Raw genomic sequence first — 19,987 nt, forward strand, 5'->3', positions numbered from 1 at the left:
AAGGAACCACGTGAATTTCATCCTCGACAACTGGTATTTGTTCTTCATCGCGCTGGCCTCGGGCGTCATGCTGCTGTTGCCCGTGCTCAAGGGCGCGGGTGCCGGAGCCCTGAGCACCGCGCAGGCCGTGCAGCTCATCAATCGCGAGAAGGCCGTGGTCATCGACGTGTGCGAGCCCGAGGAATTCGCCGCGGGCCATGTGGGCGGCGCCAAGAACGTGCCCCTGGGCCAGCTGCAGGAGCGCCTGCCCCAGGTGGCGAAGAACAAGGCCGTGCCGCTCATCATGGTGTGCGCCAAGGGCGCACGCGCCTCGCGCGCCGTGGGCATCGCCAAGGGGCTGGGCTACGACAAGGCGCAGGCCCTGGCCGGCGGCCTGTCGGCCTGGAAAGAGGCCAACATGCCGGTTGAAAAGGCCTGAGCCGGCCCCCAGCTGGATGTTTGTTGTCTGTATTCGCTGAAAGGTCGATTCGCCATGCAAGCCGTGAAGATGTACACCACCGCCGTCTGCCCCTACTGCGTTCGCGCCAAGCAGCTGCTCAAGTCCAAGGGGGTGGAGCAGATCGAGGAGGTCCGCGTGGACACGGACCCGGCGGCCCGCCAGCACATGATGGAGATCACCGGCCGCCGCACGGTGCCGCAGATCTTCATCGGCGACACCCACGTGGGCGGGCATGACGACCTCGTGGCGCTGGACGGCCGCGGCGGCCTCATGCCATTGCTGGGCGCCTGAGTTCCCCGCGCCAGACACGTCACCCGGCCATTGCATAATGTGCCTCCAGTCGCCCGCTGCGGGAGCCTCTCCCGGGCGGGCTTTGTTTTGACCGAAAGACCGAGACCATGGCTACCGAAGAAACCCCCGTGTTCCAGATTCAGCGCGTGTACCTGAAGGACCTGTCCCTGGAGCAGCCCAATTCGCCCGCCATCCTGCTGGAGCAGGAGCAGCCGAGCGTGGACATCCAGCTGGGCGTCGAGGCCACGCCCGTTGCCGAAGGCATCTTCGAAGTGGCCGTGACGGCCACCGTGCAGACCAAGATCAAGGACAAGACCGTGTTCCTGGTCGAGGCCAAGCAGGCCGGCATCTTCGAGATCCGCAACGTGCCCGAAGACCAGATGGGTGCCGTCATCGGCATCGCCTGCCCGCAGATCGTCTACCCCTACCTGCGCGGCAACGTGGCCGACACCGTGACCCGCGCCGGCTTCCCGCCCGTGCACCTGGCGGAAATCAACTTCCAGGCCATGTACGAGCAGCAGCAGGCCGCGGCCGCCGAGGCTGCCATCACCACGGCACAGTAAGTCCACCGGCGGGTTTTGGAGCGATTTAGGCCTCTAGCGCCCGCCAAATAAGCGCTAACAGCTATGAAAATAGTAGTTCTTGGCGCGGGAGCCTGGGGCACGGCCATGGCCATGTGCGGCGCCGCACAGCCCGCGGGCCACGCCGTGACGCTCTGGGCGCGTGACGCCGCCCAGGCCGCCGCCATGCAGGCGGAGCGCCAGAACCGTCGCTATCTCCCCGACCTGGTATTTCCGTCCGGCCTGCAGGTGGCATCGGGCGATGCACTCGCGCTCGCGCGGGGCGCAGACCTGGTGATCGTCGCCACGCCCATGGCGGGGCTGCGCGAGATGCTGGTCCGGCTCCAGGACTGCGCCGTGCCCGTGGCCTGGCTGTGCAAGGGGTTCGAGGCCGGCACCGGCCGCATGGCCCACGAGATCTGCTCCGAGGCCGCGCCCCGGCTCGCCAGCGGCGTGCTCAGCGGCCCGAGCTTCGCGCAGGAAGTGGCGCAGGGCCTGCCCGGGGCGCTGGTGGCGGCCAGCGTGCATGCATCCGTGCGCGAGACCCTGGTGGCCGCCTTCCACGGCGCGTCGCTGCGCGTGTATGCCAGCGACGACATCGTGGGCGTGGAGGTGGGCGGTGCGGTGAAGAACGTGCTGGCCATTGCCACCGGCCTGTGCGACGGCCTGCAGCTGGGCCTGAACGCCCGCGCCGCGCTGATCACGCGCGGCCTGGCCGAGATGACGCGCCTGGGTCTGGCCCTGGGCGCGCGGGCTGACACCTTCATGGGCCTGTCCGGCCTGGGCGACCTGGTGCTGACGGCCACCGGCGACCTCTCGCGCAACCGGCGCGTGGGCCTGCTGCTGGCCGAGGGCAAGACGCTGCAGCAGGCCGTGGACTCCCTGGGCCATGTGGCCGAGGGTGTGTACAGCGCCCGTACCGTGGTGCAGCGTGCCCGTGCGCTGGGCGTGGAGATGCCGATCGCCGAATGCGTGGTGGCGCTGCTGGACGGTCAACTGCGCGCGGCCGACGCCGTGGCGCGGCTGATGGACCGCGAGCCCACGGTCGAGCGGCACTGACCGGCGCCGTTCCCCGCCTGGCCTTCCCCGCTGCGGGAGGGCCGGCACCGCTTGAAGCCATGGCCTTCCTGGCGTAGCCTGTGCCCTTCGCAACGCCCGCCCCGGGCACCGAGGAGACATGCCATGCCGTATCGCCTATCGCTGCCGATCATGCTCTCTGCCGCCGCCGCATTGGCGGGCTGTGCGCCCATGTCCGCGCAGGCGCCGGACGATGCCGCTTCCCGCACCATGGGTTTTTTTGTGACCAGTGGCAACCCCGGCCGCGGGGGTGACCTGAGCGGCCTGGAGGGCGCCGACCGTTACTGCCAGGCGCTGGCGACCGGAGCGGGGGCCGGCGCGCGCACCTGGCGTGCCTACCTGAGTACCGTGGCCACGGCCACCGGCCCGGCGGTGCATGCGCGCGAGCGCATCGGCAGCGGCCCCTGGTACAACGCCCGGGGCGTGCTGATCGCCCGCAATGTGGAAGAGCTGCACGGCGCCAACCAGATCGGCAAGCAGACCGCGCTGACCGAAAAGGGCGAGCCGCTCAGCGGGCGGGGCGATGCGGTCAACATGCACGACATCCTGACCGGCTCCCTGCCCGACGGCCGCGCCTCCGGCGCTGCCAGCGACACCACCTGCGGCAACTGGACACATGACGGCGCGGGCGCGGCCCTGGTGGGGCACCATGACCGCATGGGGCTGGACGACAGCGCGGCGGCCCAGTCCTGGAACTCCTCCCACGCCTCGCGCGGCTGCGGCATGGAGGCCCTCAAGGCCACGGGTGGGGCCGGCCGGCTGTACTGTTTCGCGGCCGATGCGCCGGCACGGGCGCGCGGGATGGGCGGCTCGGGCTACTGAGCCGCCGCCCGGCTCAGAACTCCAGGTTGTCGATCAGCCGCGTCGTGCCCAGGCGCGCGGCGCCCAGTGCCACCAGCGTGCCGGCCGCAGCGCCGGGCTGCGGCGGCTGCAGGTCGTGGCGCTGGCGCACCGTGAGGTAGTCGGGTGCCCAACCCTGCTGCGCCAGCGATTCCATGGCCTGCCGCTCCAATGCGGCCAGCGGCGGTGCCGAGGGCGCCGCAGCGGCCTGGGCCAGCGCGCGCAGCGCCTGGGCTAGCTGCACTGCCTCGGCGCGCTGCGGCGCGCTCAGGTAGCCGTTGCGCGAGCTCAGCGCCAAGCCGTCGGCGGCGCGCTCGGTCTCGCCGGCCACCACGTCCACGGGCAGGGCGAACTGCTGCACCATGCGGCGGATCACCAGCAGCTGCTGGTAATCCTTCTTGCCGAAGACGGCCGCGCCGCCGCCGCTGGCGAAGAACACGGCCGAAAACAGCTTCATGACCACGGTGCACACGCCCGTGAAGAAACCGGGGCGGAAGTGGCCCTCGAGGATGTTGGCCAACTGCGGGTCGGGCTGCAGCCGGAAGGTCTGCGGCTCGGGGTACAGGTCGGTCTCGCGCGGGGCGAACACGATGTCGCAGCCCGCGGCCTCCAGCCGGGCGCAGTCTGCCTCCCAGGTGCGCGGGTAGCTGTCGAAGTCCTCGTGCGGCAGGAATTGCAGGCGGTTCACGAAGATGCTGGCGACCAGCGCGTCGCCCAGCGGACGGGCCTGGCGCACCAGGGCGATGTGGCCGTCGTGCAGGTTGCCCATGGTGGGCACGAAGGCGGGGCGGCCGCGGCCCGCGAGGGCGGAGCGCAGTTCGGGAAGGGTGCGGACGGTGATCATGGGGGCTCCGGTGTCAGTTCCAGGCGTGCAGCGCGTCGTCGGGGAAGCGCCCTTGCTTGACGGCCTGCACGTAGGCCGCGATGGCGCCGCGCACGCTGCCGGCCTCCTGCATGAAGTCGTGCACGAACTTCGGGTTCTTGCCCAGGTTGACGCCCAGCATGTCGTGCATCACCAGCACCTGGCCGGCCGTGCCGCAGCCCGCGCCGATGCCGATGGTGTGGCAGCGCGGCAGGACTGCCGTGAGGTCGCGCGCCAGCGGCGCGGGCACCATCTCCAGCACCAGCATGGCGGCGCCCGCGTCCTGCAGCTCCAGGGCCTGGCGGCGCAGCAGCTGCGCGGCCTGGTCGCCCTTGCCCTGCACGCGGTAGCCGCCCAGGGCGTGGACGGTCTGCGGCGTCAGGCCCAGGTGGGCGCACACGGGCACGCCGCGCTCGACGAGGAAATGCACCGTGGGCGCGGTCCAGCCGCCGCCCTCCAGCTTGACCATGTGCGCGCCGGCCTGCATCAGCTGGCAGGCGCTGCGCAGGGCCTGCTCGCGGCTTTCGGCATAGCTGCCGTAGGGCAGGTCGGCAATCAGCCAGGCCGTGCCCTGCACGCGGTGCAGGCCGCGCGCCACGCTGGCCGTGTGGTAGGCCATGTCCTCCAGCGTCACGCCCACGGTGCTGGGCAGGCCCTGGCAGACCATGCCCAGTGAGTCGCCCACCAGGATGCACTCTACGCCCGCGGCGTCGGCCACGGCGGCGAAGGTGGCGTCGTAGGCGGTGAGCATGGCGATCTTCTCGCCGGCCTCGCGCATCTGGGCCAGGCGCGGCAGGCTGACGGGGCGCCGCTGGGGCAGCGGCGAGGCGGGGGGCAGGGTGCCGTAGGGCGTGCCGGTGGGGGCGGTGGGGCTCGTCATGGGCAGTCTGGGGGCATGGGGGAGAAGTCCGGCGAGTCTATGCGATGCCGCTATGCTTGCCCCCATGACGACGAGAGACCTTTTTGGCGCCGATGCACTCGCGGCGCTGGCGCGGGCCGACGTGGATCGCGCCCTGATGGAAGATGTGGGCAGCGGCGACCTGACGGCCGGCCTGGTGCCGCCGGAGCGCCGCGCCCGCGCGCGCATCCTGGCGCGCGAAGCCGCCGTGATCTGCGGCGCACCGTGGGCGGAGGCGGCGCTGCGCGCGCTCGACCCCGGGGTGCGGCTGACCTGGCATGTGGCCGAGGGCCAGCGCTGCGCGCCGGACCAGGTGGTGCTGGAGATCGAGGGCAACGCGCGCGCGCTGCTCAGCGCCGAGCGCACGGCGCTCAACTTCCTGCAGCTGCTGTCGGCGGTGGCGACCAAGACCCGCACCTACGTGGACGCCGTGGCCGGCACGCGCGCGCGCATCGTGGACACGCGCAAGACCCTGCCGGGCCTGCGGCTGGCGCAGAAATACGCCGTGCGCACGGGTGGCGGCACCAACCACCGCATCGGCCTGCACGACGCCGTGCTGATCAAGGAAAACCACATCGCCGCCGCGGGCGGCGTGACGGCCGTGCTGCAGGCCGCGCGCGCAGTGGCGGCGCGGGCCGCGTTCATCGAGATCGAGGTGGAGACGCTGGAACAGCTGCGCGAGGCGCTGGCGGCCGGTGCCACCATGGTGCTGCTGGACAACATGCCCCTGCCGGTGCTGCGCGAGGCGGTTGCAATCAACGCCGAGCGCGCCATCTTGGAAATATCGGGCGGCGTCACGCTCGACGGCCTGCGGGCGCTGGCCGAGACCGGCGTGGACCGCATCTCCATCGGCACGCTGACCAAGGACGTGAAGGCCACGGACTTTTCCATGCGCCTGCAGGACATCGCCTGAGGAGGCCCGCCATGACGACCATCGCCATCAAGGACGTGGAGTACGAGCAGCCCCTGGCCGCGGCCGACGGCGCCACCTGCTCCACCAAGCATGCCTGGGCCCGCGTGCCCGCCGAGCCTACGCCCGCCGAGCGCACCGCGCTCAAGGACAAGATCCGCCGCCTGCTCCAGGAAAAGAACGCGGTCATGGTGTCGCACTACTACGTGCACCCCGACCTGCAGGACCTGGCCGAGGAAACCGGCGGCATCGTCAGCGACTCGCTGGAGATGGCGCGCTTCGGCCACGACCATGCGGCGCAAACGCTGGTGGTGAGCGGCGTGCGCTTCATGGGCGAGACGGCCAAGATCCTCAGCCCCGAGAAGACCGTGCTCATGCCCGACCTGGACGCGACCTGCTCGCTGGACCTGGGCTGCCCCATCGACGAGTTCTCGGCCTTCTGCGACGCCCACCCCGACCGCACCGTGGTCGTCTACGCCAACACCAGCGCCGCCGTGAAGGCGCGCGCCGACTGGCTGGTCACGTCGAGCTGCGCGCTCGACATCGTGCGGGCGCTCAAGGACGCCGGCCACAAGATCCTGTGGGCGCCCGACCGGCACCTTGGCGCCTACATCGAGCGCGAGACCGGGGCCGACATGGTGTTCTGGAACGGCGCCTGCATCGTGCACGACGAGTTCAAGGCGCTGGAGCTGGAACTGCTGAAGAAGGAACACCCGCAGGCCAAGGTGCTGGTGCACCCCGAAAGCCCGGCCGATGTCGTGGCCCTAGCCGACGCCGTGGGCTCCACCAGCGCCATCCTCCAGGCCGCGCGGACCCTGGACGCGCAGGAGTTCATCGTCGCCACCGACAGCGGCATGATGCACAAGCTGCGCACGCTCAACCCCGGCAAGACCTTCTACGAAGCCCCCACGGCCGGCAACAGCGCCACCTGCAAGAGCTGCGCCCACTGCCCCTGGATGGCCATGAACGGCCTGGCCGACGTGGCCCGCGTGCTGGAGACCGGCGCCAATGCCATCGAGGTCGATGCCGCGCTGATCCCGCGCGCGCGCCGGCCCATCGACCGCATGCTGGCCTTCACCGCGGCGCTCAAGAGTGGCCAGGCGCCGGGCGCGCTGGTGCCGCATTTCGGCGCGGTATGAGGTTAATGCTATTGTTTTGATAGCTATTTGCGCTTGCTGCATAAGCGCTGAAGGCATTTTTGAGCGTTACTTCATGGCATTCCCCGGCGTATTCAACGGGCGGCTGACGCGGCTGTGCGAAGCCGCATGCCGGCGCATAGGCGCCGCCGCCGTGCCGCACGCGGCCAGTCCGCAGGCCCGCCGCACCACCGGCACGCCCCCGCGCAACTTCATCGCGGGTCTGCCATGAACGAGGCTCAGATCGACTTCAGCGACCCGCGCGATGCGGGCGCGCCGCGCCTGCGCCATGCCTTTGCCCGGCCGCTGCAGGTGCTGCAAGCCACCCGCCTGCAGGACGTGCGCGGTGTGCTCCACGCCGTCGAGGCCGCCGCGCGCGCCGGCCGCTGGTGCGTGGGCTGGCTGCGCTACGAGGCCGCGCCCGCCTTCGACGCGGCGCTGGCGGTGCACGCCGAGCCGCCCGGGCCCCAGGCGCCCCTGGCCTGGTTCGCCGTGTACGAGGCGCCGCTGCCCTGGCCCGACGAAGCCGCAAGTGGTGATGAAGAGAGCGCCTGCATCGACTGGAGCGGCCTGCCCGCGCGGTCCGACTTCGAGGCCGCCTTCACCCAGATCCAGCAGGGCATTGCGGCGGGCCGGTACTACCAGGTCAACCTGACCGCGCCGCTGCGCGGGCGGCTCAGCGGTTCGCCCCGGGCGCTGTTCGCCGCGCTGCAGCGCGCGCAGCCGGGCGGGTATGCGGCCTGCATCGACGCGGGCGGGCACCAGGTGCTGTCCGTCTCGCCCGAGCTGTTCTTCGACTGGCGCTGTGGCGCGGATGGCGCCGGCACTATCCTCACGCGGCCCATGAAGGGCACGGCCGCGCGCGGCGCCACGCCTGAGGAGGACGCTGCGCGCGCGGCCGCGCTGCGCGCATCGCCCAAGGAGCGGGCCGAGAACGTGATGATCGTGGACCTGCTGCGCAACGACCTCTCGCGCATCGCCGAGCCGCACAGCGTGCGCGTGCCGCGCCTGTTCCACACCGAGCAGCTGCCCACCGTCTGGCAGATGACTTCCGATGTGACGGCGCGCACGCCCGCGGGCACCGGGCTGCACAACCTGTTCGCCGCGCTGTTTCCCTGCGGCTCGGTCACGGGCGCCCCCAAGGTCGAGGCCATGCGCGCCATCCGCCGGCTGGAGGGCGGCGCGCGCGGCGTGTACTGCGGCGCCGTGGGCGTGGTGCGGCCCGATCCGGCGGGGGGCGAGGGCGCCATTGCCGCCACCTTCAACGTGCCCATACGCACGGTCCAGCTGCAGGGCGAGCAGGCCCGCTGCGGCATCGGCAGCGGCATCGTCTGGGGCGCTGACGCCGCGGCCGAATGGCAGGAATGGGCGGCCAAGCGCGCCTTCGTGGAACGCGCCAGCGCGCCGTTCGAGCTGCTGGAGACCCTGGCGCTGGAGGGCGGCGTTCTGCGCCACCGCGCCGAGCACCTGGCGCGCATGCAGGCCGGCGCCGCGCATTTCGGCCACCCCTGGAACGGGCCGCGCGTGGCCGCCTGCCTGGACGCGCTGGCCGCCGCCCACGCGCAGGGCGCCTGGCGCGTGCGCCTGCTGCTGGATGCGCGGGGCCGGCCCCGCGCCGAGGCCTTCGCGCTGCAGCCCACGCCCACGCCCGTGCGCCTGGCGCTGGCCGACCGTCCCTTGGCCGAGGCGCAGGGCGAGTTCGTGCGCCACAAGACCACGCGCCGCGCGCACTATGCCGCGTTCGCGCCGGCGGCCGGCAGCGGCGTGTTCGACACCGTGCTATACAACGAGGCGGGCGAGATCACCGAGTCGACCTTCGGCAGCATCGCCATGCTGCTCGACGGCGAATGGGTCACGCCGCCGCTGGCCTGCGGCCTGCTGCCCGGCGTGGGCCGGGCCGTGGCGCTGCGCGAGGGGCGCATGCGCGAGACGGTGGTGCGCCTGCAGGACCTGCCGCGCGTGCAGGGCTGGGCCTTCGTCAACAGCCTGCGCGGCTGGCTGGACGCGACGCTGGAGCCAGGGGCCGAACCGGGCCGGTGACTGGGACGGGCGTGCGTCCGCGCGCGTATAGGCGCAAAGCCAAAGCGCCCAATCCGCAGTGGGTATTGGGGTTTACCCGTAACTGTCACATTTTGTTTGTTCAATAGGACGGGTCCCTCACAGGGGCGGGCCGGACTCTGACGGTGCCGCTGCTTGCGCACCCCTACCGGCTGTTCTCCCTCAATCCAATCCATGAACAGCATGAAACACACTCTCCTCGCCCTCGCGGCACTGACAGCGGCCGCGGGCGCCTCGGCCCAGAATTCCAGCGTGACACTCTTCGGCGTGCTGGACGCTTCGGTGGCCCACCTGTCCAGCAGCACGAACAGCGTGACCGGCCTGTCCAACGGCGGCAACTCCAGCAGCCGCCTGGGCTTTCGCGGCGTGGAAGACCTGGGTGGCGGCCTGAAGGCCGGTTTCTGGCTGGAGGCCGGCGTGACGGTGGACAACGGCTCGGCCAGCGGCCTGAAGTTCGACCGCCGTTCCACCCTGAGCCTGATGGGCGACTTCGGTGAACTGCGCCTGGGCCGCGACAAGTCGCCCGCCTACATGAACATCGAGACCTTCGACCCGTTCGGCGACGCGGGCGTGGGCGGCAACGGCGGCTCCAACCTGATCGGCAGCGCCAGCTCCGCCGCCGGCACGGCCGAGGGCAGCGCCCCCAAGCGCCTGAGCAATGGCGTGAACTATCTACTGCCCAAGATGGGCGGCTTCTACGGCCAGGTCCAGTACGCCTTCGGCGAGAAGGTCGAGAACAGCCGCCTGGGCAGCGGCATGGCCATCCGCGTCGGCTACGGCGCCGGCCCGCTCAACGTGGCCCTGGGCCACGGCCGCATGCGCGGCGGCACGGCGAACGCCGGCGTGGACTACAAGTCCACCAACATCGGCGCGTCGTATGACCTGGGCATGGTCAAGCCGATGGCGCTGTTCGCCACCGAGCGCGGCAACGGCAAGCGCATGGACCTGTTCGGCCTGGGCGCCACCATGCCGGTAGGCGCGGCGGGCGAGCTGCGCGTGGCCTACACGCAGATCAAGAACAAGAACGTGAGCGACGCCGACACGCAGAAGTTCGCCATCGGCTATAGCCACAAGATGTCCAAGCGCACCCGCTTGTACGGCACGGTGGCCCGCGTCAGCAACGACGACAACGCCAAGCGCGGCTTTGCCGTGTCCTCGTCCTCGCTGGCCGGCCCCACGATCGCCAACGGCGACAACGCCACCGGCTACGAAATCGGCATCCGCCACAACTTCTGAGGCATGGTCGGCGCGGGCGCCGCCGCGTGAGCGGCCTGCCCAAGCCGACCGCAGTGCCGCGGCCTGATCCACCTGGTGGGGAAGCGAGCAGGCCGGGAACGCACACCAAACCGCTTCGGCTCCGCTCGGCCGCAGCGGTTTTTTTTTGGCCCCCTTGGCCTGAGCCTTGATGGTGCGTCGGCCGCAGGCCTCACATGGCCGGCTGGTCGCTGCGGGCCTTGAGGTTGGCCTTGAGCTGCGGCCCCATGGGCATGTTCAGCACCACGCCCTTGGGCGGAATGGGCGACTCGAACCATTTCGCGTACAGCCGCGCAAATTCCCCCGTGCGCATCAGCCGGGCGATGGTGCCGTCGACCAGCTTCTTGAACTCCGGGTCGTCCTTGCGCACCATGCAGGCATATGGTTCGACCTGCAGCGTCTCGCCCACGACCTCAAGCGCCTCGGGGTTGGCGGAGTTGGCCCGCAGGCCGAACAGCAGCACGTCGTCCATCGCAAAGGCAGCGGCCTGGTCGCTTTCCACCAGGCCCAGCGCATCGCCGTAGTCCTTGCCGAGCACGATCTCCAGGTTCAGGCCATGGTCGGCGCCGTACTGGCGGATGAGCTTTTCATTGGTGCTGCCGGCGGTGCTGGCCACCTTCTTGCCGGCCAGGTCGGCGTAGCCCTGGATGCCGGAGGCCTTCTTCACCAGCACGCGGGTGCCCGCATAGAAATGGTTGATGGTGAAGGCGACCTGTTTGCCGCGCGCGGCGGTGTTGGTGGTGGAGCCGCACTCCAGGTCGTAGGTGCCGTCCATCAGCAGCGGAATGCGGTTTTGCCCCGTCACGGGCAGGTATGCCACCTGCAGAAACGGCTTGTGCAGCCGTTGGCGCACGTCGTCGACGATGGCTTCGGTCAGATCCACCGCGAAGCCGACCGCCTTGTGCGTTCCGATCACGTAGCTGAAGGGAACGGCCGCTTCGCGGTAGGACACGGTGATCTTGTCGCTGGCGGCAATCTTCTGGAGCGTTTGCGACTGGGCCGTGGGCAGGGCAGCCGACAGGGCCGCAGCAAACAAGGCAATGCTGAGGTTTTTCATGGCAGGCTTTCGGCAAGTTCGGTGGATGAAAGAGCGGCCCTGCGGCAAACCCCGCAGCGGGCTCGCCGATTCAGTATGAACCTGCGCATGCCGGTCGCATTGATCCTAGTCAAATGCCTAAATGGCGCGGCCGCCCCCGCCATGGTGGGGGCGATCGACACGTGCGGCCCGGGCCTAGAGCCGTTCCTTGACGTAGGACGGCCGGTCCATGTCCACGATCTCCACGCTGAGCTGCACCATCAGGCCCGCGGGGCGGGGCGTGAGGCGGCGCAGCACCTCGGCCACGCGGCCGGCCAGGTCCTTCTTGGCCCCGGGGCTGCGGCCCGACAGCAGGCGCAGCTGCGCGTGCACGAAGGCGCGATTCGCTGGCGCGGTGCCGATCTCGAACTGCTGCACGGGGGCGATGCGGCTCTTGAGGTCGGCCTCGTCGGCCAGCTCGGGGCTGGCGCAGACGGCGGCATTGAGTTCGGCGAGCGCCTGGGCCTCGGGGAAGCCGGCGAGGTTGCGGGAGTATTCGACGATCAGATGGGGCATGGCAGGCCTCGGTGGTGCAGGGAAAGGGTTCAGGACAGGTCGAGCGTACAGCCGTCGCCCAGCGCTTCGCGCCACACGCGCACGCGGCTGGGCGGGGGCTGCATGTCGGACAGGGCCTCGGCGATGAAGCGGCAGAGGTTTTCGAGCGTGGGCGTGCCCAGGCCCGGCACCTCGTCGAGCAGGTGGTGGTCGAGCCGCTCGCGCAGCACGGCCAGGCGCTGGCGCAGATGGCCCAGGTCCTGGACCATGCCCGTGGCGGGGTCGAGCGGCCCCGTGAGCGCAATCTCGGCGTGGTAGGTGTGGCCGTGGATGCGGCGGCTGCCCTCGGCCTCGATCTCGCGGCGCAGGGTGTGGGCCGCGTCGAAGAAGATGCGCTGGTGGACGGTGTATTGCTGCGGCATGGCGGGGGCGGGCATCGTCAGCGGATGCCGGTGAGCTTGTGGGTCTGCAGGCTCAGGCGCCAGGCCGGGCGCTGCATGCAGAGATCGATGCACAGCGCGATGTGGGCCGCCTGGTCGGGGCCGTCCATGGGCTGCAGGAAACGGTGGGCGAAGCGGCCCGTGGTTTCGAGCGCGTCGAGGTCCAGGCCGCTCTGGGGCCAGACCAGCTTGAGCTCCTGGCCCTCGCGCTGCACCCATTCGGCGCCGGCCTTGGGGCTGATGCACAGCCAGTCGATGCCGGGCGGCGCCGCGATGGTGCCGTTGCTCTCCACGGCGATGCGAAAGCCCTCGGCGTGCAGCGCGTCGATCAGCGGCGCGTCCACCTGCAGCAGCGGCTCGCCGCCCGTGAGCACCACCAGGCGGTGGGCGCGGTCTTGCGCGGGCCATTGCGCGGCGATTCTTTGGGCCAGAGCGCCCGCGTCGGCGAACTTGCCTCCCAGCGTGCCGTCGGTGCCCAAGAAGTCGGTGTCGCAAAAGCGGCAGACGGCGCTGGCGCGGTCCTGCTCGCGGCCGCTCCAGAGGTTGCAGCCCGCGAAGCGGCAGAACACGGCGGGCATGCCGGCCTGGCCGCCCTCGCCCTGCAGGGTGTAGAAGATTTCCTTGACGCTGTAGCTCATGAGACAACCTCCGTGCGGCGCGCGGTGGGGCCTTCAGTCATGCCCGGCAGGCTCAGAGCGGCTGCGTGGGCACATGGTGGCGCAACTCCACCTGGCGGTTGCGCTCGTCCACGAACACCAGCTGCGGCTGGTGCGTGGCCACATGGTCTTCGTGCACCTGGGCAAAGGCCGCGATGATGAGCAGGTCGCCCACGGCGGCGCGGCGTGCCGCCGAGCCGTTCACCGAGATCATGCCGCTGCCGCGTTGACCCTTGATGGCGTAGGTGATGAAGCGCTCGCCGTTGTTGATGTTCCAGATGTGGACCTGTTCGTTCTCGGCGATGTTGGCGGCCTCCAGCAGGTCTTCGTCGATGGCGCAGGAGCCTTCGTAGTGCAGCTCGCAGTGCGTGGCGGCCACGCGGTGGATCTTGGACTTGAGCAGGGTGCGGAACATGGTGTCTCCTTGGAATGGTGGGGCGGGTGTGCCGGCGCCGCGCGCCTCAGCGCATGGGCGGCACCAGGATGGTGGGGGCGGCGGGGGCCGCCATGTCGGGCCAGTCGCGGCTGAAGTGCAGGCCGCGGCTTTCGTGGCGCATCTGCGCGCTTTGCACGATGAGGTCGGCCACCTGCACGAGGTTGCGCAGCTCCAGCAGGTCGCGCGTGACGTGGAAGTGGGAATAGAACTCCTGGATCTCGCCGCGCAGCAGCGCGATGCGGTGGGCCGCGCGCTCCAGCCGCTTGGTGGTGCGCACGATGCCCACGTAGTCCCACATGAAGCGGCGCAGCTCGTCCCAGTTGTGCGAGATGACCACGCATTCGTCGGCGTCGGTCACGCGGCTGTCGTCCCAGGCGGGCAGGGCGGGGCTGTCGGCATGCGGTGCGGCGGCGATGGCCTGGGCCGCGGCGCGCGCGAACACCATGCATTCGAGCAGCGAGTTGCTGGCCAGGCGGTTGGCGCCGTGCAGGCCGGTGCAGGCGGTTTCGCCGATGGCGTACAGGCCCTGCAGGTCAGTGCGGCCCGCCAGGTCGGTGAGCACGCCGCCGCAGGTGTAGTGCGCCGCGGGCACCACGGGGATGGGTTCGCGCGTGATGTCGATGCCCAGTTCCGCGCAGCGCGCCAGGATGTTGGGGAAATGCTCCTGCAGGAAGGCCGGGCTCTGGTGCGAGATGTCCAGGTGCACGCAGTCCAGGCCGTGCTTCTTCATCTCGAAGTCGATGGCGCGGGCCACGATGTCGCGCGGCGCCAGCTCGGCGCGCGCGTCGTGCTGGGGCATGAAGCGCGTGCCGCCCTTGCCGGGCGGCAGCTTCAGCAGGCCGCCCTCGCCGCGCACGGCCTCGGTGATGAGGAAGCTCTTGACGTGCGGGTGGTACAGGCAGGTGGGGTGGAACTGGATGAACTCCAGGTTGGCCACGCGGCAGCCCGCGCGCCAGGCGGCGGCGATGCCGTCGCCCGTGGCGGTGTCGGGGTTGGTGGTGTACAGGTAGACCTTGCCCGCGCCGCCCGTGGCCAGGATGGTCTGCGGCGCGCGGAAGGTGAGCACCTCGTCGGTGGCCTCGTCCAGCGCGTACAGGCCCAGGCAGCGGCCCGCGCCGGGCAGGCCCAGCTTGCGCGAGGTGATCAGGTCCACCAGCGTGTGGTGCTCGAACAGCGTGATGCCGGGCGTGGCGCGCACCCTGTCGATCAGCGTGCGCTGCACGGCGGCGCCGGTGGCGTCGGTGGCGTGCACGATGCGCCGCGCGCTGTGGCCGCCCTCGCGCGTGAGGTGCAGCGCGTCGCCCTCCTGCGAGAACGGCACGCCCAGGCCCTGCAGCCAGTGGATGGCGGCGGGCGCGTTCTCCACCACGAACTGCGTGGCGGCCAGGTCGCACAGGCCGGCGCCGGCCACCAGCGTGTCCTGCACATGGGCGTCGAAGCTGTCGCCGGGCGCCAGCACGGCGGCAATGCCGCCCTGGGCCCAGGCGCTGGCGCCGTCGCTGAGCTGGCGCTTGGTGAGCACCGCCACGCGGTGCGTGGGGGCGAGCTGCAGGGCCGCGGACAGGCCGGCGAGGCCGCTGCCCACGATGAGTACGTCGAAGTCGTGTGATGCCATGGCTGTGGGGTTGCGCGCCACGGCCGCCGGCCCTGGCGGGGGTGAAGAATGCGGTCAGGCGGGCGTGTAGGCCAGGCGCACGTAGATGGGGGCGAAGGCCTCGGCCTGGGTGATTTCGATCAATGTCTCCTTGGCCAGCTCCAGCAGGGCGATGAAGGTCACCACCAGCACGGTGCTGCCCTTCTCGGGCTGGAACAGCGCCTCGAACTCGACGAAGCGCCGTCCCTGCAGCGCCTTGAGCACATGGCTCATGTATTCGCGCACCGACAGCTCCTCGCGCGTGATGCGGTGGTGCTGCACCAGCTTGGCGCGGCGCAGGATGTCGCGCCAGGCCTCCTGCAGGTCGGCCGCGCTCACGTCGGGAAAGCGCGGCTGCAGGCTTTGCTCGATATAGACCTGCGCGCGCAGGAAGTCGCGCCCGTACTGCGGCAGCTGGCCCAGCTGCAGGGCGGCCAGCTTCATCTGCTCGTACTCCAGCAGGCGGCGCACCAGCTCGGCGCGCGGGTCCTCGGGTTCGGCGCTGCCTTCCTGCTTCTTGGGCGGCAGCAGCATGCGCGACTTGATCTCGATGAGCATGGCCGCCATCAGCAGGTACTCGGCCGCCAGCTCCAGGTTGCGGCTGCGCACTTCCTCCACGTAGCCCAGGTACTGGCGGGTGACATCCACCATGGGGATGTCGAGGATGTTGAAGTTCTGCTTGCGGATCAGGTACAGCAGCAGGTCCAGCGGGCCCTCGAAGGCCTCCAGGAACACCTCCAGCGCATCGGGCGGGATGTACAGGTCCTGCGGCAGCGCGAACAGCGGCTCGCCGTACAGGCGCGCCAGCGCCACCTGGTCCACCACCTCGGGCATGCCGCCCTCGGCGGCCGGCGGCACGTCGTCCTCGGTGGTCGGGGCGGTGCGGGCGGCGGCCATGGATGTTTTGTTGCTATTTAATTAATAGCATTCAGCGCTTGCTGTGCGGGCGCTGGAGCCTGATTTGGCTTGAATCGCGCTCAGGAGCGCGTCTGGTACACATAGGGCTGCTGGGCCACGCGTGCCGCGTCGTATTCCTTCCAGGCGTCGCGGTCCACCTGCTTGTCCCACAGCAGGAAGCGGCCGGCCTGCTGCTGGGCGTCCAGCTCGGGCTTCTGGGTCTTCAGCTGCTTGATGAACTGGGTGGTGTCGGATTCGTAGTCGGGGCGGCGAAAGAAGGACATGGTGCGCTCTGTAGGACTCTTGGCAACCGGGCATTCTAGCCGGGGACCCGCCCCGGGCCGGTATAGAGTGCGGGCTGTGCGCCGCCGGGTGGCGGCAGGAACGACAAGGATAGATAGCGATGCCACTCAACCATTGGCTCAAGGGCGCCGGCGCCTCCGTGCTGGCCGTGCTCACCATGCTCGCGGGCTGTGACGACCAGCGCATCAAGGAGCTGGAGGAGGGCGTCTCCACCGAGGTGGACGTGCGCCAGCGCTTCGGCGAGCCCGAGCAGGTCTGGCAGGAGGCCGACGGCTCGCGCACGCTGGAGTACAACCGCCAGCCGGCCGGGCGGCGCAACTACATGATCACCATCGGCACCGACGGCAAGATGAGCGCGCTGCGCCAGGTGCTGGCGCCGCACCATTTCGAGAAGGTGCAGCCCGGCATGACGCAGGAGCAGGTGCGCCGCCTGCTGGGCAAGCCGGCCAAGCAGGTGACCTACGAGCTGAAGCAGGAAACCGAGTGGGACTGGAACTGGACCGACGCGCCCGCCCGCGAGATGCTCTTCACCGTGGTGTTCGGTCCGGACGGCGTGGTGCGCAAGGCCGCCAGCACCGAAAAGCTGCACGACGGCCCCTGATTCGCCGCGCGGCCCGTGCGGGGCCTGCAGACCTAGGGTTTTCCATGAGATGATCGCGTCCCGGCGCCACCAGCGCCGTTCGCAGGATGCACAGGAACCACACCATGGCCAGCAGCACCGCACAGTATCAGCACGCCGATCCCGCTCTCTCCATCACTGCGCCGCCCGCCGCGGCGCCCGCCCTTCCATCCACCGCCAGCGGCCTGCGCCACGGCCCGTTCGAGGACGCGCAGGCGCTGTTCGCCGGCACGCTGTTCGTCGGCCTGGCCATGCTCATGTTCGGGCAGGCGGGGTTGCTGACGGGCAGCACGGCGGGCCTGGCCTTCGTGCTGCACTACGCCACCGGCTGGACCTTCGGGCTGATCTACTTCGCCATCAATGTGCCGTTCTACTGGTTCGCCTGGCGGGTCATCGGCAGGGAATTCACGATCAAGACCTTCCTGTCCGTGGCCCTGCTGTCCGTGGTGACCGCCGTGGGCCCGCGCCTGATCCACATCGACTACCTGCACCCGGCCTTCGCGGCGATCGTGGGCGGGCTGCTGATGGGCACGGGCGTGCTGTTCCTGGCGCGGCACCGCTCCAGCCTGGGCGGGGCGACCATCGTGTCGCTGTACGCGCAGGACAAGTGGGGCGTGCCGGCCGGCAAGGTGCAGATGGCGATCGACTGCGCGGTGGTGGCCCTGGCGCTGTGGGTCGTGCCTTTCGAGCGCGTGGCTTGGTCGGTGCTGGCGGCGGTGGTGATGGGCATCTTCCTGGCCGTGAGCCACCGCCCCGGACGCTACACCGGTCGATGAAAATGTATAGCTGCTCGCGCTTGCTGTATAAGCGCTAGAGCCTTATTTAACGCATAAAAAAGCCCCGCAGGCGCGCTGCCTGCGGGGCTTTGCTTTGTGGGTGCCGTTCAGCCGACCGTGATGGTCTTGCTGGCCGTCAGCGTGGCGCCCTGGTCGTCCTTCCAGAACATCGCCAGCTCGCCGCTGTGGCGGGCCTTGAAGGTGAACTCGATGTACGGGTTCTGGGCGACCGAGGTGCCGGGGGTCCAGGTGAAGATCGACTTGCCGCCGAGCTTGGCCTCGAAGTGGTTGAGGATGTGGCGCGGGCGGGGCTTGCCGGTGGCGGGGTCCACGCGCAGGCCGGTTTCCATCACATGCTCCATCTGCGCGCGCACGCGCAGGATGTCGCCGGCCTTGGGCTTGTCGTTGCTGACCCAGACGCGGGGGGGCTTGTTCATGCTCATTGCCGTTCCTTTCCTACATGCCGCAGCCGCTGGCCGCCACGGTGATGGCCTGCTTGGCCGCCAGCACCTTGCCGCTTTTCATGCGCGCCAGCACATGCACGGTCTGCGACTGGCTGAGGCGAATGCGCACCGCGGCCTCGGCCGTGCCGGTGTCGGCGGTGAACTGCATGCGGCAGGCCAGGGGGATGGGGTTGAGCTCGGCCACCACGATCAGGGCCTCGCACCAGTCCTGCTCGGTGATGGGCAGGGTCACTCGGGCCTTCACCGGCACGGCGCCGGGGTTGTCGGCCAGCACGGGCACGTCCAGCTGCAGGCCCTCGGCCTGCGGCGTGGCGCTGCCGATGAACTGCTCCATGGTCTTCTTGAATTCCACGGGATTGGGCGCCAGGGGGCCGACCAGCGGAACTTTGGCGGGCGCCTGGGCCAGCGCCGCGCCGGGCAGGGCCAGGGCGGCGCCTGCGGCGGCAACGCGGGTCACCATGTGGCGGCGGGTCAGGGTGGGAGGGCTTGCAGGTTTCATGTCTCAGATGCCGAGGAAGTCGCTGAATTTTTCGTTGATCCAGGCGAAGTCTTCCTTGACCAGATCGGACGTGCGCACGTCCATGTCGATCTGGGTCTGGATGACCTTGCCCGTGGGGTCCACCTCATATTCGAACTTCACCGAGATTTCCTCCTGCGGGTCGCCGTTGACCATCATGTAGCACAGGTTGTCCGGCAGCAGGGGCGTGACCTCCTTGCCCGCGGCGCGCTGGGCGATGTTCTTGGCCACGATCTTGCCGATGTAGTTGGCCACGTGGCCGCTCTTGGGGTAATGGCCGAACTGGTCCGAGATGGCGCCCATCAGGTCGCCCACGAAGTACACGCGGTCGTCGCTGTTGGCGGTGAAGTAGCGCACGTTCATGTCGGCCCAGCCCGTGGGCTTGCCGTCGGGGGTCTTGCCGATCAGGTCGGCGTGCCACACCATCTCGGCCGCTTGGTGGGGGGGCATGAGGATGGCGTCGTCGAACTGGAACTCGCCGGCCGCGGTCTTGATGCGCTTGTTGAAGGGGTCGACCTCCTGCACGCGCGCGTTGGGCACGTGGGTGATGATGTCCGGGTACAGCTCCTCGAAGGCCTGCTTGTAGCCCACGCCGATGGGCGCGATCTTGGGCTTGGGGTCCAGGATCAGGATCTTGCCGGGGATCTTGTTCTTCTTGATGTGCCAGGCGATCAGGCAGGCGCGCTCGTAGGGCGAGGGCGGGCAGCGGTGCGGCGGCGGCGGCAGGGTCATGACCAGGGTGCCGCCCTTGAAGTTCTTGACCTTGCTCTTGAGCGCCAGCATCTCCTGGTTGGGGATGTAGGCGTTGGGGAAATGCTTGCGCGTGTAGTCGATGGCCTTCTGGTCGTTGCCGAACCAGGCCTCGTAGTCGTTGCGGATGCCACCCGACAGGATCAGGAAGTCGTACTCGACCAGGCCGTGGGCGGTGCGCACCAGCTTCTTGTCGCGCTCGAAGCCGGTCACCTCGGTCTGCAGCAGCTTGTAGCCGTACTTGTTGGCGGGGTGCAGCATGTCGTGGTTCACGAAATCGGTGTTCACGATGTCGATCAGCCACTTGTTGCTCATGGGACCGGACCAGAACGTGGGGTTGCGCTCCAGCAGCACCACGTCGGAATTGGGGATCAGCTCGCGCAGGTAGCGCGCCGCCGTGAGGCCGCCCCAGCCGCCGCCGCAGATCACGATGCGCGGACCCTTGCCCTCGCGCGGCAGGATGCGCGACTGGGGCGTCATGATGGTGGGGGCCGCCAGGGCGTGGATGGGGGCCGCTGCTGCGGCGGCGCCCAGGGCCACGGCGGGCGGGGTCATCAGAAAGTGGCGGCGTTGCATGGTCATGGTTCCTCCTTGTGGTGGG

25 protein-coding genes are annotated in these 19,987 nt (G+C 69.8%); 12 read left to right on the top strand and 13 right to left on the bottom strand.

Annotation, left to right across the window (positions count from 1 at the left end; all coding sequences use genetic code 11):
• Nucleotides 1-10 precede the first annotated feature (10 nt).
• The 5 genes from BP68_RS13995 (at nucleotide 11) to BP68_RS14015 (ending at nucleotide 3,189) form a co-directional block, all read left to right on the top strand.
• Nucleotides 11-418 (top strand): rhodanese-like domain-containing protein, encoded by a 408-nt coding sequence (locus BP68_RS13995; RefSeq protein WP_496372791.1) that lies wholly within the window; start codon nucleotides 11-13, stop codon nucleotides 416-418.
• Nucleotides 419-472: 54 nt separating this feature from the next.
• Nucleotides 473-730, top strand: coding sequence for a glutaredoxin 3 (grxC, locus tag BP68_RS14000; protein WP_496372793.1), 258 nt, complete (start codon nucleotides 473-475; stop codon nucleotides 728-730).
• A gap of 107 nt (nucleotides 731-837) precedes the next feature.
• Nucleotides 838-1,293 carry a protein-export chaperone SecB gene (gene secB / locus BP68_RS14005; protein WP_496372795.1) on the top strand — a complete coding sequence of 152 codons (456 nt, stop codon included), beginning with the start codon at nucleotides 838-840 and terminating at the stop codon, nucleotides 1,291-1,293.
• Nucleotides 1,294-1,356: 63 nt separating this feature from the next.
• Nucleotides 1,357-2,349 (top strand): NAD(P)H-dependent glycerol-3-phosphate dehydrogenase, encoded by a 993-nt coding sequence (locus tag BP68_RS14010; protein WP_496372797.1) that lies wholly within the window; start codon nucleotides 1,357-1,359, stop codon nucleotides 2,347-2,349.
• Nucleotides 2,350-2,472: 123 nt separating this feature from the next.
• Nucleotides 2,473-3,189: a hypothetical protein gene (locus BP68_RS14015; RefSeq protein WP_496372799.1), complete on the top strand. Its 717-nt coding sequence runs from the start codon at nucleotides 2,473-2,475 to the stop codon at nucleotides 3,187-3,189.
• A 13-nt stretch (nucleotides 3,190-3,202) separates the two neighbouring features.
• Here BP68_RS14015 and panC read toward each other — a convergent pair whose 3' ends face one another.
• Nucleotides 3,203-4,051 (bottom strand): pantoate--beta-alanine ligase, encoded by an 849-nt coding sequence (panC, locus tag BP68_RS14020; RefSeq protein WP_496372801.1) that lies wholly within the window; start codon nucleotides 4,049-4,051, stop codon nucleotides 3,203-3,205.
• Between the two features lie 13 nt (nucleotides 4,052-4,064).
• A complete protein-coding gene (panB, locus tag BP68_RS14025) occupies nucleotides 4,065-4,949 on the bottom strand; it encodes a 3-methyl-2-oxobutanoate hydroxymethyltransferase (RefSeq protein ID WP_496372803.1) in 885 nt (294 codons plus the stop codon).
• A 64-nt stretch (nucleotides 4,950-5,013) separates the two neighbouring features.
• Between panB and nadC the strand changes: the two genes are divergently transcribed.
• The 5 genes from nadC to BP68_RS14050 all read left to right on the top strand — a co-directional run bounded on the left by nadC (nucleotide 5,014) and on the right by BP68_RS14050 (nucleotide 10,307).
• Nucleotides 5,014-5,880 carry a carboxylating nicotinate-nucleotide diphosphorylase gene (gene nadC / locus BP68_RS14030; RefSeq protein ID WP_496372805.1) on the top strand — a complete coding sequence of 289 codons (867 nt, stop codon included), beginning with the start codon at nucleotides 5,014-5,016 and terminating at the stop codon, nucleotides 5,878-5,880.
• Between the two features lie 11 nt (nucleotides 5,881-5,891).
• Nucleotides 5,892-7,016, top strand: a complete 1,125-nt coding sequence (gene nadA, locus BP68_RS14035; protein WP_496372807.1) for a quinolinate synthase NadA — start codon at nucleotides 5,892-5,894, stop codon at nucleotides 7,014-7,016.
• Between the two features lie 73 nt (nucleotides 7,017-7,089).
• Nucleotides 7,090-7,245, top strand: coding sequence for a hypothetical protein (locus BP68_RS14040; protein ID WP_496372809.1), 156 nt, complete (start codon nucleotides 7,090-7,092; stop codon nucleotides 7,243-7,245).
• The gene (gene pabB, locus BP68_RS14045) at nucleotides 7,242-9,053 is read left to right on the top strand and encodes an aminodeoxychorismate synthase component I (RefSeq protein WP_496372811.1); all 1,812 of its coding nucleotides are present in this window, start codon (nucleotides 7,242-7,244) and stop codon (nucleotides 9,051-9,053) included. The genes BP68_RS14040 and pabB overlap by 4 nt, the downstream gene beginning before the upstream one ends.
• 201 nt (nucleotides 9,054-9,254) lie before the next feature.
• Nucleotides 9,255-10,307, top strand: a complete 1,053-nt coding sequence (locus tag BP68_RS14050; protein ID WP_496372813.1) for a porin — start codon at nucleotides 9,255-9,257, stop codon at nucleotides 10,305-10,307.
• A gap of 190 nt (nucleotides 10,308-10,497) precedes the next feature.
• On the opposite strand, the gene BP68_RS14055 is transcribed toward BP68_RS14050, so the two are convergent.
• The 8 genes from BP68_RS14055 to BP68_RS14090 form a co-directional block, all read right to left on the bottom strand.
• Nucleotides 10,498-11,382 (bottom strand): amino acid ABC transporter substrate-binding protein, encoded by an 885-nt coding sequence (locus tag BP68_RS14055; protein WP_496372815.1) that lies wholly within the window; start codon nucleotides 11,380-11,382, stop codon nucleotides 10,498-10,500.
• A 174-nt stretch (nucleotides 11,383-11,556) separates the two neighbouring features.
• Complete coding sequence (locus BP68_RS14060) at nucleotides 11,557-11,916, bottom strand: 5-carboxymethyl-2-hydroxymuconate Delta-isomerase (RefSeq protein WP_496372817.1); 360 nt, start codon at nucleotides 11,914-11,916, stop codon at nucleotides 11,557-11,559.
• Between the two features lie 29 nt (nucleotides 11,917-11,945).
• Entirely contained in the window at nucleotides 11,946-12,332 is a 387-nt protein-coding gene (locus tag BP68_RS14065; RefSeq protein WP_496372819.1) for a 6-pyruvoyl trahydropterin synthase family protein, read from the bottom strand.
• 2 nt (nucleotides 12,333-12,334) lie between these two features.
• Nucleotides 12,335-12,973: a 7-carboxy-7-deazaguanine synthase gene (queE, locus tag BP68_RS14070; protein ID WP_496372821.1), complete on the bottom strand. Its 639-nt coding sequence runs from the start codon at nucleotides 12,971-12,973 to the stop codon at nucleotides 12,335-12,337.
• Nucleotides 12,974-13,025: 52 nt separating this feature from the next.
• Nucleotides 13,026-13,406 (bottom strand): aspartate 1-decarboxylase, encoded by a 381-nt coding sequence (panD, locus tag BP68_RS14075; protein WP_496372823.1) that lies wholly within the window; start codon nucleotides 13,404-13,406, stop codon nucleotides 13,026-13,028.
• Between the two features lie 46 nt (nucleotides 13,407-13,452).
• Nucleotides 13,453-15,042, bottom strand: coding sequence for an L-aspartate oxidase (gene nadB, locus BP68_RS14080; protein ID WP_496372825.1), 1,590 nt, complete (start codon nucleotides 15,040-15,042; stop codon nucleotides 13,453-13,455).
• A gap of 54 nt (nucleotides 15,043-15,096) precedes the next feature.
• Complete coding sequence (locus BP68_RS14085) at nucleotides 15,097-15,957, bottom strand: segregation and condensation protein A (protein WP_496372827.1); 861 nt, start codon at nucleotides 15,955-15,957, stop codon at nucleotides 15,097-15,099.
• 80 nt (nucleotides 15,958-16,037) lie between these two features.
• Nucleotides 16,038-16,241, bottom strand: a complete 204-nt coding sequence (locus BP68_RS14090) for a DUF3460 family protein (protein ID WP_496372829.1) — start codon at nucleotides 16,239-16,241, stop codon at nucleotides 16,038-16,040.
• Between the two features lie 119 nt (nucleotides 16,242-16,360).
• Here BP68_RS14090 and bamE point away from each other — a divergent pair, with 119 nt between their 5' ends.
• Both bamE and BP68_RS14100 read left to right on the top strand, forming a co-directional pair.
• Nucleotides 16,361-16,861, top strand: coding sequence for an outer membrane protein assembly factor BamE domain-containing protein (gene bamE / locus BP68_RS14095; RefSeq protein WP_496372831.1), 501 nt, complete (start codon nucleotides 16,361-16,363; stop codon nucleotides 16,859-16,861).
• A gap of 104 nt (nucleotides 16,862-16,965) precedes the next feature.
• Complete coding sequence (locus BP68_RS14100) at nucleotides 16,966-17,655, top strand: YitT family protein (protein ID WP_496372833.1); 690 nt, start codon at nucleotides 16,966-16,968, stop codon at nucleotides 17,653-17,655.
• 107 nt (nucleotides 17,656-17,762) lie between these two features.
• Here BP68_RS14100 and soxZ read toward each other — a convergent pair whose 3' ends face one another.
• Genes soxZ through BP68_RS14115 form a run of 3 tightly spaced genes read right to left on the bottom strand, consistent with a single transcriptional unit; the run spans nucleotide 17,763 to nucleotide 19,962 of the window.
• Nucleotides 17,763-18,092: a thiosulfate oxidation carrier complex protein SoxZ gene (gene soxZ, locus BP68_RS14105; protein WP_496372835.1), complete on the bottom strand. Its 330-nt coding sequence runs from the start codon at nucleotides 18,090-18,092 to the stop codon at nucleotides 17,763-17,765.
• Between the two features lie 19 nt (nucleotides 18,093-18,111).
• Nucleotides 18,112-18,618, bottom strand: coding sequence for a thiosulfate oxidation carrier protein SoxY (locus BP68_RS14110; RefSeq protein WP_496372836.1), 507 nt, complete (start codon nucleotides 18,616-18,618; stop codon nucleotides 18,112-18,114).
• A 3-nt stretch (nucleotides 18,619-18,621) separates the two neighbouring features.
• A complete protein-coding gene (locus BP68_RS14115; protein ID WP_496373010.1) occupies nucleotides 18,622-19,962 on the bottom strand; it encodes an FAD-dependent oxidoreductase in 1,341 nt (446 codons plus the stop codon).
• Nucleotides 19,963-19,987: the final 25 nt, after the last annotated feature.

The sequence above is a fragment of the Diaphorobacter oryzae DSM 22780 genome (genome assembly GCF_059568935.1).